We start from the raw sequence: 12,955 nt of genomic DNA, 5'->3' as shown, positions 1-12,955 counted from the left end.
TCAGGCGCGGGTGCCGAACGCGGCCAGGCAGGGAACCAACATCTCCGCCGATGTCAGCGAGCCATGGCGGCCCAGCAGCTCAAACGTGGGCCGGCCCCCTCGCCCGGTTTGGCTCTGGGGCACGGGCTTGGGCTCCACGAAGGCCACCGGGTCGCAGGGCACCAGGGCCACGTCGCCGATCCGTGAACGGGCCTCCGGGCTCACATGGGGGCCGAACCAGCCCTCGTCCAGCATCTGCTGGCGGTTTACCACCAGGCCATGGCGGCCATAGCGCTCAGAAGCCGCATCCAGAAGCTCGCCGGCTCGCCCGGGACGGGCGTGGAGCCAGCGGAATCGAGCCTCTCCCGAGGTGACCGCGGTGAGGGCCAGAACGTCGCGGGCCAGCTCCACCTTGTTGTCGCCCACCATGACCTGACCGTGGTCGGACACCACCAGCAGCGCCGCCTCTGGGGGCAGCACGGCCAGGATCTGGGCCACCAAGCGGTCGACTTCTGCGAACTCGGCGTCCAAGTAGGGGCCGAACCCGTACTCGTGAGCAATCCGGTCGGGACCGTCGTAGTAGGCGTAAACGAGCGGCTCACCCCCCTCCACCAGCTTCTGCACTTCTACGGCGATGGAGCTGGTCAGCTTGTACCCCCTGTGGTCCACCCCGTCGAGATGGGCCCGGGTGAAGCCGGTACCCCGGAATTCGCTGCGGCCCACTGCCGGCACCCGGCGCCCGAAGAAGGCGGGCCGGGTTTGGACCTGCTCGGGAACGAGGGACTTGCGGGCATCAGACGGTTTGGCACCCGCAGTCCACCGCAGGGCATTGAGCACCTGCCCCTGGATGTAGATCTGGTAGCCGATCAGGCCGTGCTCGCCGGGCGTCGCCCCGGTGACCAGCGACGTCAGGGCCGTGGTAGTGGTGGTCGGGGCCACCGTGGTGATGGGACCTCCTTCCATGGCCGACATCACCGGCGTCAGCTCGGCCCGGTCTTGGAGCTGCTCCCACCCCATCCCGTCGATCAGCAACAGCACCACTGCCTTGGCCTCACGGATTGGATCGGGCAGCCACTGGGCGGCATCGGGCGGGCCGAGCAGGGCCGGCACCACATTGCTCAGGCAAGACCCCCGGTAGTCGGGCAGCACCGGAAAGCCGGTGATCCCATCGCTGGCCGCTGGGGGGCTGTGCTGGCTTGGGCTTCCCATTCGGCCTTCAAACTATCGGCTCAACCATGCGGAGAAGATTGAGAAGTAGTGTGATGGCTCGTGAGGGTGTCGACTCGAGGTGACTACGCCAGCCGGGCGCTGCTGTCTCTGGCCCTGCACCCCGACGAGTCCGGTCCCACCTCGGCCCGGGACATTGCCGAGCGCACCGGACTCCCCCAGCCCTATCTGGAGCAGATCCTCCAAGCGCTGAAGGGCGCCGGCCTGGTGCGCTCCAAGCGGGGTGCGGGGGGTGGCTACGCCTTGGCCCGACCGGCCTCCGAGATCAAGTTGAGCGAGATAGTAAGCGCGGTGGACGGGCCCATTGTGCTGGGTGACTTCGGCCAGCCCCATAGTGACGGTGCCTGCGACCACGAGGGCCAATGCGTGCTGCTGGCCATCTGGACCCACGTGGGCGACATCATGCACGACCTGCTGAGCGACTACTCCCTGGACGACATTGCCAAAGCGGCACGCGGCCTCCTCCCCTGGCCGGGATCCGACTGACTCAGGTTCGATTGAATCTGGCTACCCGCAGAGAAGCCGATAGAGGCGGGAGAAGTCCTCAGGGGGATCCACCTGAAATCGGAGCTGCTCGCCCGAGTCGGGATGGGCAAAGCCCAAGGTGTGGGCATGAAGAAGGGGGCGGTTGATGCCGGGGGCATCGGAGCCGCCGTAGAGGTCGTCACCCAGAACCGGGTGGCCGATGGCAGCCAGGTGAACCCTGATCTGATGGGTGCGCCCGGTTTCCAGTTGCAGCTCCAGGCGTGCAGTGTCGAACAGCACCGACTCTTCAGTTGGCTCGGTGGGGGCAGGCATGCGAGCGGTTACCTGGTAGTGGGTGCGGGCCGGCCGGCCGTCGGCGGTCACCGCCATCTTGATGGGATGGCGAGTGGAGCGTCCCACGGGGGCGTCGATCACCCCCCGATCGTCGGCCGGCATCCCGCTCACCAGGGCCACATAGCCCCGATGCACCTCCCGCCGGCCCAGCGCGGCGGTGAGGGCCTCGTAGCTGCGCTGGGTGCGGGCCACCATCAGCAGCCCTGAAGTGCCTCGGTCGAGCCGGTGGACGATGCCGGGGCGCTCCGGCTCTCCCACGCCGGCGATCTCGGGAAACCGGGCCAGCAAGCCGTTCACCATCGTCCCCGCCGCGTGGCCCGATCCGGGATGCACCACCAGATCGGCCGGTTTGCTCACCACGATTACCCATTCATCGGCATGGACCACGTTCAACTCCACCTCGGGATCGGGCCCTGGTGGCGGCTGCCCCATGGCCGGTGCCTCGGAAAGCCGGATCTGGTCCCCCACCACCAGCCGCTGCGACCGGCTTGCCGCCGGAGTGCCGTTGACTTCTACTTTCTGCCGGTCGATCAACCGGGCGGCCTCGGCCCGGCTGCACTCCCAGACCAGCGCCACCACCCGGTCGAGGCGCTCGCCGGTCAACGCGTCGGGAACAACCTCGTCAGGGCCCATCGGGCTCATCGGACTCTCCGAAGCCGCCGGGCTCTCGCTGCTCATCGGCCTCATCGACAGCTTGGATTTGGCGGTAGCGGGGAGCAATCAGCACCAGGATGATCCCGGCCACCACGATGGCGGAGTCGGCCGCGTTGAACACCGGCCACCACTGGAGATCGATGAAGTCGACCACGGCCCCGCCCAGGAACCCGTCACCGGCCCGTACCGCCCGGTCGGCCAGATTGCCGATGGCGCCGCCCAGCACCATGCCCAGAAGCACCGGCGGCATCGCCAGCCGGCGACCCCCCCAACTGGCCCATGCCACCACGATCACAAACAACAGGGCCACCACGGCGATCACGGTGTCCCAGTCTTGGGCCAGGCCGAAGGCGGCTCCGGTGTTGTAAACCAGATTGAGCCGCAGCGTCCACACCAGATCGATGGTCCGGTTTTCCAACGTCTCCAGCGCCCACCACTTGGTTAGCTGGTCGATGGCGACTACTAGCGCAGCCACCCCCAGCAGTACCAGGTTGTGGCGACGACGAGACCGGTGATCTTCGTCAATCGAAGCAGCTATCTCAGAATCCACCGGCTTTGTGCTCAACCCGCTCCGCGGCCCACGGAATGGCATTGAGCCGCTGGCGGGGAATCGGCTTGCCCGACACCAAGCAGATGCCATAGGTGCCGCTATCGATCCGGGCCAATGCGGCGTCGATCTGGTCGACGGCCGCTCGGGCGTGAGCGCTGAGGGCCAGATCCCGTTCCCGCTCCACCGCCAGGGTGTCGCCCTCACCCGACTCTTCGTCGAATTGGACATCGCCTGGCTCCCGCTCTTCCACCAGGGAATCGGCCTCGGCCTTGAGCCTGGTTGCCGAAGTGATGTAGCGGCTGCGCTCTTCCAAAAGCAGATCGCGCTGCTTGTCGAGATACTTCTTGTCGAACAGCGGCTTCTTGGCCGTGGACTTGGCGGCGGGCCTTTTCGCCGCAGTTTTGGTCGAGGACTTGGCCGCGGGCTTAGCCGCCGGCTTGCTGGCAGTTTTGGCCGCAGATTTGGCGGCGGGCTTTTTGGCCGCAGATTTGGCCGCCGGCTTGCTCGCGGATTTGGCCGAGGTCTTGGCGGCGGGCTTTTTGGCCGCAGATTTGGCCGCCGGCTTGCTCGCAGCCGACTTGGCGGTGGTGGCTGCCTTTTTTGCCGGCTTCTTGGCCGGAGGCTTGCGAGCGGTCTTCTTGGCGGTCATTGCAGGCGGGAGTGTAGCCGCCGCCGCCGCGGATTACTGCCAAATGGTCTGAGAACGGCTTAACCCGGATTGCTACCAAATGGCGCAATCAGGCCGAGAGCGGCATAACGATGTCTGGACCGGGATGGGAACGGGTTATTTTTGTTTTCCCAGTATGCCTGGAGGCCCGTTGTCCGAACCGTCTGCCCACTACCCCGAGGTCGACCCCAAGCCCTCCTTCCCCGATATCGAGCGCCGGGTTCTGGATTCGTGGGACACCGATGAGACCTTTGTCCGATCAGTAGAGCGACGGCCCGCGGGCGACCAGGGCGACAACGAATACGTGTTCTACGACGGGCCCCCGTTTGCCAACGGACTCCCCCACCACGGCCACTTGCTCACCGGCTATGTGAAGGACGTGATCCCCCGCTACCACACTATGCGGGGCCGCCGCGTGGAGCGCCGTTTCGGATGGGACTGCCATGGCCTGCCCGCCGAGATGGAGGCCGAGAAAGAGCTCTCAGTCTCCGGTCGAGCAGCCATCACCGCCTATGGCGTCGACCAGTTCAACGACTACTGCCGCCAATCGGTGCAGCGCTACACCCAGGAGTGGGAGACCACCGTTACCCGCCAAGCCCGCTGGGTGGACTTCGAGAACGACTACAAGACCATGGACCTGCCCTACATGGAATCGGTCATGTGGGCGTTCAAGACGCTGTGGGACAAGGGCCTCGTGTATGAGGCCTACCGGGTGATGCCCTATTCGTGGGCGGCTGAGACTCCGCTGTCCAACTTTGAGATCCGCTTGGACGATGCCACCCGGCCCCGCCAAGACCCCGCCATCACCGTGGCCTTCGATCTGCGGCCCGAGTCCGGCGACCCTGGACCGCTGCGCATGCTGGCCTGGACAACCACCCCGTGGACCCTTCCGTCCAACCTGATGCTGGTGGTGGGACCGGAGATCGAGTACGCCATCGTGGAGCACGACGGCGGCCACGTGGTGTTGGCGGCGGAGACGCTGGCGGCTTACGAGGCAGAGCTGGGCCAAGGCCGGGTGGTGGGCACGGTGGCCGGCGCCGAGTTGGTGGGCCGGCGCTACCATCCATTGTTCGACTACTTCGCCCCCTTGGCCGACGACGGCGCGTTCCAGGTGGTGGGCGCCGACTTCGTGGACACCGCCGAGGGAACCGGTGTTGTCCACGCCGCTCCGGGCTTCGGCGAGGACGACCAGATGGTGGCCGAGGCCAACGGCGTGCCCGTGGTGGTGCCGGTAGACGACCAGGGCCGCTTCACCGAGGAGGTGGCCGACTGGTCGGGGGTGAACGTGTTCGAGGCCAACAGCGGCATCATCGCCCGGCTCAAGGAACAGGGGCGGATCCTGCGCCACGCCACTTACGAGCACAACTACCCCCACTGCTGGCGCACCGACGAGCCGATCATTTACCGGGCGCTCAGCTCGTGGTACGTGCGGGTCACCGAGATCCGCCAGCAGATGCTGAAGCTGAACCAGCAGATCAACTGGGTGCCCGGCCATGTGCGCGACGGCCGGTTCGGCACCTGGCTGGAGGGGGCCCGCGACTGGTCGATCAGCCGGAACCGGTTCTGGGGCTCCCCCATCCCCGTGTGGCGCAGCGACAACCCCGACTATCCCCGAGTCGACGTGTACGGCAGCCTGGACGAGATCGAGCGGGACTTCGGGGTGCGCCCCGTGGACCTGCACCGCCCGTTCATCGACGAGCTCACCCGGCCCAATCCCGACGACCCCACCGGGCAGTCCACCATGCGGCGGGTGCCCGAGGTGCTGGACTGCTGGTTCGAGTCGGGGTCGATGCCCTTCGCCCAGGTTCACTATCCGTTCGAGAACAAGGAGTGGTTCGAGCACCACTTCCCGGCCGACTTCATCGTGGAGTACATCAACCAGACCCGGGGCTGGTTCTACACCCTCCATGTGCTGGCCTCCGCCCTGTTCGACCGGCCCGCGTTCAACAACGTGATCTGCCACGGCATCCTGCTCGACGCCAAGGGGCGAAAGCTGTCCAAGAAGCTGAGGAACTACACCGAGCCCGAGGAGATCTTCGCCACCAAAGGGGCCGACGCGCTGCGCTGGTACTTGATGGGCTCACCCATCGTGCGGGGCGGTGATCTCCGCTTGGACGACTCGGGGATCGACGACGTGCTGCGCCAGGTGATCATCCCCATCTGGAACGCCTATTACTTCTTCGCCCTCTACGCCAACGCCGACGGCATCCAGGCCAAGCCCCGAGCCAACTCCGAGGAGCTCTTGGACCGCTACATCCTGGCCAAGACCCGCCAGTTGACCGAGGCGGTTACCAAGCGCATGGACGCCTACGACCTGCCCGGTGCCGCCGCCGAGTTGGAGGGGTTCATCGACTCCCTCAACAACTGGTACATCCGCCGCAGCCGTGACCGGTTCTGGGCCCCGGCCCGGCCGTCGTCGGCCGACGACAAGCAGGATGCCTACGACACCCTGTTCACCGTGCTCACCACCCTGGCCCGGTTGCTGGCGCCGTTCCTTCCCTTGGTGTCCGAGGAGATCTACCGGGGGCTCACCGGAGAGTCGAGTGTTCATCTGCGCGATTGGCCCGACCCCGCCGAGCTTCCCGCCGACCCCCAACTGGTGGCGGCCATGGACCGGGTGCGCGACGTGTGCTCCACCGGACTGAGAGTTCGAGAAGACGAGGGAATCCGGGTCCGACAGCCCTTGCCCTCGCTCACCGTGGCCGGACGAGAGGCCGACACGCTGGCGCCGTTCACCGCCTTGATTGCCGACGAGGTAAACGTGAAAGACGTCCGCCTCAGCGACGATCTGGCTGCCTACGGGCAGTTCGTGCTCCGGCCCAACGGCCAGGAACTGGGCCCGCGACTGGGCAAGGACGTGCAGGGGGTGTTCGCCGCCGCCCGGGAAGGCCAGTGGGAGCTCACTTCCGAAGGCTCGGTGGCGGTGGCCGGCCACACCCTGTCGGAGGACGAGTTCGATTTGGCCTTGAACCCGGTGGAGGGCACCACTGCGGCGGCGCTGCGCACCAACGACGCCCTGGTGGCCCTTGACACTGCGGTGAGCGGTGAGCTGGCTGCCGAGGGCATCGCCCGCGACGTGGTCCGGGTGATCCAAGCCGAGCGCAAGAATCAAGCCCTGGACGTCACCGATCGGATCACGCTGGCCTTGACCGCGGGGCCCGACATCATCGAGGCAGTCCAGGCCCACCAGACGTATGTGTGCGAGCAAGTGCTGGCCATAGGCGACCCAGATCTCATTGTTTCGGAGGTGGCAGCGGCGAGGGTGAACGAGACCGCGATCGACGCGGGTCGGTTGCAGATCCGCTTAGCGAAAGCCGGTTAGCAAGAACCGGTTAGCGGTAGTCAGCCGTTGTTCTGGTAGTCGGCCTGCTCCATGCGGCGGCGCTCCTCGGCCGACACCTCCACATTGGTGGGGGTCAGCAGGTACACATGGTCGGCCACCCGCTCCATGCGGCCGTCCAGTCCGTAGCACAGGCCGCTGGCGAAGTCGATGAGCCGGCGGGCCACCTCCCGGCTGCTGTGCTGCAAGTTCACGATTACCGCTTGCCCGCCCCGGAAGCAGTCCGCCACATCCTTGGCGTCGTCGAACGACATCGGGGTGACCACCGACGGCTTGGAGGAGGTAGAGGGGATGGGGCGGACGAAGCTGGTCCGAGGTTGCTCAGCGGTCCCTTCGCCCGCCGGGTGGTCGCCGGCGGGAACGGGGCGGACCGAACCCGTTTCAGGGCCCATCTGATACTGCTCATCAGGCGTCTGAGACACGAGGCGCATGTCGGATTCCTGCTCGGCATACCCTCCGGGAGCGAACTCCTCCTCGGTTCCGAATCCGAGCCAGAACTTGGTTTTCTGCCACACGGACGACATGGGCTCATCCCCTTTCGGCAGTGGATCACTTAGCCTTTCCGATGGTACAGGAAGCAGCCCCCAGTTTCGGGGAGGGGGGCGCAGTAGTTGGAAGACGCTCAGCTGGGGCGAGGCCCGAACAACGCGGTGCCCACCCTTACCATGGTGGCACCCTCTTCGACGGCAACCTCCATGTCGTCGGTCATTCCCATCGACAGCTCGGCCAGGCCGAGGTCTTGGGCCTGGGACGCCAGCAGGCGAAAGCCGGGGCGGGCCTCTTCTGGCGGCCCCGGAGCACCAACCGCCATCAGACCGGCCACGTCCAGACCGGCGTCGCGGCAGTGCTGCACCAGGCCGGCCGTGTCCTCGGGAGCACAACCGCCCCGGCCCCCCATGCCCGCGATGTCCACCTGCACCAGCACCCGGGCGCCCGGCGCCCGCCGAGCGATCTCGGCGGCCAGTTCGGGGCGGTCCACGCTCTGCCAGAGGTGGACCAAGCTGGCGATCTTGCGGATCTTGTTGCGCTGCAATTGACCGATGAAATGCCAGCGGGGTTGAAGCGCGGCTTCAGGCTGGTGGCTCAAGCCGCCTGCTTTGGCCAGCAGCTCTTGGGCGTAGTTCTCGCCGACGTCGGCCAGGCCGGCTTCGATCGCCGCAGCCACCGCATCAGGGCCGAAGCCCTTGGTCACCGCCACAACCTGTACTTGACCGCCCCCGGCCCGGGACAACCGGTCTCGCAGCGCGCCTAGGCGCTCGGCTACCTCTGCGGCGCTGATCAATTCAATGTCTCAGCCGGCCGGGCTACCGGAGGAAGGAGGGGATGTCGAACTCGTCGTCGACATCAGACGACAGCAGGTCGTCGTCGGCGTCGCCGAACACATCGGGCACTCCTGAAACGCCCCCTTCGTCGGCGGCCGTCATCCGGGTGGCCCGCTCGCCCTCCCACCGGTCGAAACCGGCGGCGATCACGGTGACTCGGATGTGGTCGCCCATCGACTCGTCCACCACGGTGCCGAAGATGATGTTGGCATCGGGGTGGGCAACGCCCTGGACGATCTCTGCGGCCTCGTTCACCTCGAAGATGCCCAGATCGGCACCGCCGGAGATGCTCAGCAGGATCCCGCGAGCGCCTTCGATCGAGGCCTCGAGCAGCGGGCTGGCAATGGCCTTGCGGGCCGCACTCACGGCCTTCCCCTCGCCAGAGGAGATGCCCACGCCCATGAGCGCAGAACCAGCGTCCTGCATCACCATGCGCACATCGGCGAAATCGGTGTTGATGAGCCCCGGGGTGGTGATGAGGTCGGTGATGCCCTGCACGCCGTGCAGCAACACCTCGTCGGCTTTCTGGAACGCCTCCACCACCGATGTGTGGTCGTCGGAAATGGTGAGGAGTCGATCGTTGGGAATGACGATTTGGGTGTCGACTTTGTCTCTGAGGGCCTGTATGCCGCTTTCGGCCTGAACCGACCGGCGGCGACCTTCGAAGCCGAACGGTCGGGTAACCACCGCGATGGTGAGCGCGCCGAGGCTCTTGGAGATCTCCGCAATGATCGGAGCAGCTCCGGTGCCCGTGCCGCCACCCTCTCCCGCGGTGATGAACACCATGTCGGCACCGCTGAGCGCCTCTTCAATCTCCTTGCGGTGATCGGTGGCGGCTTGGGAGCCGACCTCCGGGTCGCTGCCCGCGCCCAAACCTCGGGTCAGCTCTCGACCAATGTCGAGCTTGACCTCAGCAGAGCTCATGAGCAGCGCCTGGGCATCGGTATTGACGGCGACGAACTCAACGCCGCGCAGGCCAGCTTCGATCATGCGGTCGACTGCGTTGACACCGCCGCCGCCGACGCCGATGACCTTGATAACCGCTAGATAATTCTGGGGATCAGCCATGGTGATTCCTCACTCCAAAAGCCCAAAACTTCACTCTCTACTTTTGGTTGATGTGAACGAAGAGTTGAGGCTTTAGAACCTATTCCTCTAGTTGAGGTATATCTAGCTTACGAGCAGTCGTCGATTGGGGTCAAGGCGGGAAGTTCCGGGATGCTCAGATCCACGATCTCCACGCAACTCATATCAACTTCGGCCAGTACTCGGGCTAGCGCATCGGCTTTTCCGTGAGGATCATCTTGGGCGCCCCAGTAGGCCCGCCCTTCACCGGACAGATCCACAACCACCTCCCCATCCATCAGAGAAATCGCCCCGATGTCCCTTTGTTGAACGGGTATGAGCGCCTCACTCACCTCCAACAGAGGCAGGGCCCACCCGTGCAGCCACCCGCCGGGCTGGGGAACCGGGGTGAACTGCACTACCGGCAGAGCACTGCGAACCGGATTCACTTGGAGCACCCTTCCCTCACGGTCGACCAGCGCCCACTCCTCGCCGACGGGAATCTGGGCCACCGCCTCGCGCTCGGTGATGTCGAACGTGACCTTGCCCCCCCACGTCCGGCTGGAACGAACTTGATCCACCCAAGGAAGCGCAGCGATCGATCTACGGGGGCCAGACAAGTTCAAGCCCAACAGCGGAGTCCCCAGCTCGATACCCGCCGCCTCCAGGACTTGGGCAGAGCTGGTGCGCCCGGCGCCTATGACCTCGATCTCGTCGACGTCCATGAGGGGACTCTGGGTGGCGCCGTATGCCGCCGCCGCCAACACGGCGATGACCCCGATAGAGATCCACACACGAAGACGCCGCCGAGTCCGAACGCCGGTGCGCCGGGCCTGGATGCGGGGATCGACCTGGGGCTGAGGGCTCTTTGATTGGCCCTCGGGCGGGTCGACCTGGGGCTGAGCGCTCTTCGGAGGTTCCGCAGGAAGGTCTACTTGAGGCTTAGGGCTCTCCGGCTTGTCTTCCGGCTGGTCCTCGGACGGATCCTGGGAGGGCTTGTCAGAGGACACTTCAGCCTGCCTGACCTGCCCATGGACCAGCTTCGAATCCCACGAGACGGGTTTCGGGCCGCAGCGTCACATCGAATTCGGCGAGAACGCGCTCGAACACCTCTCCCATCAGCGCGTGGAGATCATCGGCAGTGCCATTCCGTTCGGCAATGAAGAAGTTGGCGTGCTTGTTTGAAACCGAAGCAGTCCCCACCCGATGCCCCTTGAGTCCGGCCGCTTCGATGATACGGCCCGCGCTGTCGCCCGCCGGGTTGGTGAACACCGAGCCTGCGTTCTGCCCTCCCGGCTGGTTCTCGCGCCTCCACGCCACGATCTCGGCGATGGTGGCCTGGGATGACTCCGCATCACCAGTGGCCAGGCCCATCTCGGCTCCCAGCACCATGTGGTGTTCGGCCAACGCCGAGCTCCGGTAGCCCAGTTCCAGCCGCCCCGGCGCCCACTGCTCGACGCAGCCGCGCCGCAGGTCGAGGACCTCGGCTTGCACCAGCGTTGCGGCCATGTCCGAACCATGGCCGCCGGCATTCATGCGGACCGCTCCCCCCAGCGTTCCCGGCACCCCTACTGCCCACTCGAATCCAGTCAGCCCCGCGGCAGCGCTTTGGCGGGCCAGCACCGGCAGCCCCGCCGCCGCCCCCGCTTTGAGGTGCAAGCCGTTGACCTCCACCCAGTCGTATCCCGCGCCCAGCCAAATGGCCACCCCGTCGAAACCGGCCTCGGCCACCAACATGTTGGAGCCCTTACCCACCACCAGCACGTCAGGGCAGTGGGCCGCCACCGCTTTGGCCATCGCTGCAACATCAGCATCCACAGGGAGCGTCACGCCGACCCGGGCCGCGCCGCCGACGCGATAGGTGGTGTCGGGTCCGATCGGGCGCTCCCGGCTCACCGCCTGCTCCCCCAACACGCCGGCCAAGTCTTGGGCCAGCCGATCCCAGCGAAGCGCGCTCATCGGCGTCCCGCCAGCATCGAGATCACCTGGTCGGGCAGCTTGGTCAGATCACCGGCCCCCAGGGTCAAACACAGATCCTGGGGCCTCAGCACCTCGGCCAATCGGGTGGCGACGTCGTCGAGGCGGGGCACATAGGCAACGTCGCATTCGGGGTGGGCCTCGGCTACTGCCCGCCAGACCAACTCACCCGACACATCGGGAATGGGCATTTCACCGGCGGAGTAGATGTTGGTGATTATCACCACGTCGGCGGCCCGGAAGCTATGGGCGAATTCCGACCAAAGCTGCGAGGTTCGGGTGTAGCGGTGGGGCTGGAACACGCACACCACCCGGTCCCACCCCCCTTCGGATGCCGTCTTCAGCGAGCAGGCCACCTCGGTGGGCAGGTGGGCATAGTCGTCGATGAACTCGACTCCGGCGGCCTCTCCCCGCGGTTCGAACCGGCGGGTCACACCCCCGAAGTCGGCCAACGCGGCCGCGGCATCCGTTCCGTCGATCCCCAGTTGGCAGGCCATGGCCAGCGCTCCCGTGGCGTTGAGCGCGTTGTGGTCTCCGGGCATGGGCACGGTTACCGAGCCGAGCACATCGCCGCGGAACGACACCTCCCCATCGATGGAGTGCCGGTGGCGCTGCAGGAGTCGCCAGCGGTAGTCGGCCTCGGGGCCGGTTCCGTAGAGAACCCGGGGGCAGCCCTCCGAGGCCTTCATGGCGCCGGGGTCGTCGGCGCACACCACCAGCCCATCGGCGGCACCGGTGCAGAACCGGGCGAACTCGGCCTCCAGTTCGTTTACTGGGCGATCGCGGCGCAAATGGTCGGGCTCCACGCTGGTGAGCACCGCCCGGTTGACGCTCAACTCGCCAAAGGTCCCGTCGCTTTCGTCGGCCTCCACCACGAACCAAGGGCTCTGCGACCAGCGAGCCCCGATGCTGCCGTCGGCCATCACCGCGCCGACCACGTAACTGGGATCGGCACCTGCCGCCAACAGCACATGGGACAGCATGGCCGCGGTGGTGGTCTTGCCGTGGGTGCCGGCCACCGCCACCGTGGATCTCAGCGCGGTGATCGCGGTCAGGATCTCCGCCCGGCGATAGAGGGGGATGCCCGCCTGTGCAGCTGCGACAACCTCGGGATTGTCGTCGCCCACGGCGGTGGACCGGGCCACTAGATCGGCGCCGGAGACCTGGAGCGCGTCGTGACCGACAAAAACTTCGACCCCGACCTCCCGCAGGCGGTGGAGCACCGGTGAGTCGGCCGAGTCGCTGCCGCTGACCCGACACCCCAGCCCATGCAGCACCACGGCAATAGCCGACATCCCCGCCCCGCCCACTCCTAAGAGATGAACCCGGGTTGTGGGGCACAAATCGACCATGCC

At 66.4% G+C, this 12,955-nt stretch carries 13 protein-coding genes; 3 read left to right on the top strand and 10 right to left on the bottom strand.

All coding sequences use genetic code 11. The features are described 5' to 3' along the window. A complete protein-coding gene (locus ACOQPI_RS12320) occupies positions 1-1,188 on the bottom strand; it encodes an alkaline phosphatase family protein (RefSeq protein ID WP_420619923.1) in 1,188 nt (395 codons plus the stop codon). A gap of 60 nt (positions 1,189-1,248) precedes the next feature. On the opposite strand from ACOQPI_RS12320, the gene ACOQPI_RS12315 reads away from it, so the two are divergent. Then, positions 1,249-1,692, top strand: coding sequence for an RrF2 family transcriptional regulator (locus ACOQPI_RS12315; RefSeq protein ID WP_420619922.1), 444 nt, complete (start codon positions 1,249-1,251; stop codon positions 1,690-1,692). A 21-nt stretch (positions 1,693-1,713) separates the two neighbouring features. Here ACOQPI_RS12315 and ACOQPI_RS12310 read toward each other — a convergent pair whose 3' ends face one another. The 3 genes from ACOQPI_RS12310 to ACOQPI_RS12300 are packed head-to-tail and all read right to left on the bottom strand — an operon-like array spanning position 1,714 to position 3,542. Then, complete coding sequence (locus ACOQPI_RS12310; RefSeq protein WP_420619921.1) at positions 1,714-2,667, bottom strand: RluA family pseudouridine synthase; 954 nt, start codon at positions 2,665-2,667, stop codon at positions 1,714-1,716. Beyond that, on the bottom strand, positions 2,648-3,229 hold the full coding sequence (gene lspA, locus ACOQPI_RS12305; protein WP_420619920.1) for a signal peptidase II: 582 nt from the start codon (positions 3,227-3,229) through the stop codon (positions 2,648-2,650). The genes ACOQPI_RS12310 and lspA overlap by 20 nt, the downstream gene beginning before the upstream one ends. Further along, the gene (locus tag ACOQPI_RS12300) at positions 3,219-3,542 is read right to left on the bottom strand and encodes a TraR/DksA family transcriptional regulator (protein ID WP_420619919.1); all 324 of its coding nucleotides are present in this window, start codon (positions 3,540-3,542) and stop codon (positions 3,219-3,221) included. Before ACOQPI_RS12300 ends, lspA begins: the two co-directional genes overlap by 11 nt. Before the next feature lie 16 nt (positions 3,543-3,558). On the opposite strand from ACOQPI_RS12300, the gene ACOQPI_RS12295 reads away from it, so the two are divergent. Further along, positions 3,559-3,930, top strand: a complete 372-nt coding sequence (locus ACOQPI_RS12295) for a hypothetical protein (RefSeq protein WP_420619918.1) — start codon at positions 3,559-3,561, stop codon at positions 3,928-3,930. Positions 3,931-4,032: 102 nt separating this feature from the next. After that, positions 4,033-7,218 carry an isoleucine--tRNA ligase gene (gene ileS, locus ACOQPI_RS12290; RefSeq protein ID WP_420619917.1) on the top strand — a complete coding sequence of 1,062 codons (3,186 nt, stop codon included), beginning with the start codon at positions 4,033-4,035 and terminating at the stop codon, positions 7,216-7,218. A gap of 20 nt (positions 7,219-7,238) precedes the next feature. Here ileS and ACOQPI_RS12285 read toward each other — a convergent pair whose 3' ends face one another. From ACOQPI_RS12285 to murC, 6 genes are all read right to left on the bottom strand, one after another. Continuing rightward, positions 7,239-7,760 carry a cell division protein SepF gene (locus tag ACOQPI_RS12285; RefSeq protein WP_420619916.1) on the bottom strand — a complete coding sequence of 174 codons (522 nt, stop codon included), beginning with the start codon at positions 7,758-7,760 and terminating at the stop codon, positions 7,239-7,241. Positions 7,761-7,858: 98 nt separating this feature from the next. Continuing rightward, complete coding sequence (locus ACOQPI_RS12280) at positions 7,859-8,518, bottom strand: YggS family pyridoxal phosphate-dependent enzyme (protein ID WP_420619915.1); 660 nt, start codon at positions 8,516-8,518, stop codon at positions 7,859-7,861. A 22-nt stretch (positions 8,519-8,540) separates the two neighbouring features. Then, on the bottom strand, positions 8,541-9,626 hold the full coding sequence (gene ftsZ / locus ACOQPI_RS12275; protein ID WP_420619914.1) for a cell division protein FtsZ: 1,086 nt from the start codon (positions 9,624-9,626) through the stop codon (positions 8,541-8,543). Positions 9,627-9,733: 107 nt separating this feature from the next. Beyond that, positions 9,734-10,633, bottom strand: a complete 900-nt coding sequence (locus ACOQPI_RS12270; RefSeq protein ID WP_420619913.1) for a cell division protein FtsQ/DivIB — start codon at positions 10,631-10,633, stop codon at positions 9,734-9,736. Between the two features lies 1 nt (position 10,634). Next, positions 10,635-11,582, bottom strand: coding sequence for a UDP-N-acetylmuramate dehydrogenase (gene murB, locus ACOQPI_RS12265; RefSeq protein ID WP_420619912.1), 948 nt, complete (start codon positions 11,580-11,582; stop codon positions 10,635-10,637). Beyond that, on the bottom strand, positions 11,579-12,952 hold the full coding sequence (murC, locus tag ACOQPI_RS12260) for a UDP-N-acetylmuramate--L-alanine ligase (protein ID WP_420619911.1): 1,374 nt from the start codon (positions 12,950-12,952) through the stop codon (positions 11,579-11,581). The genes murB and murC overlap by 4 nt, the downstream gene beginning before the upstream one ends. Positions 12,953-12,955 lie beyond the last annotated feature (3 nt).

Source organism: Candidatus Poriferisocius sp. (assembly GCF_965219815.1).
GTDB lineage: Bacteria > Actinomycetota > Acidimicrobiia > Acidimicrobiales > Bin134 > Poriferisocius.
This window is presented reverse-complemented; position numbering and strand designations above follow the sequence as displayed.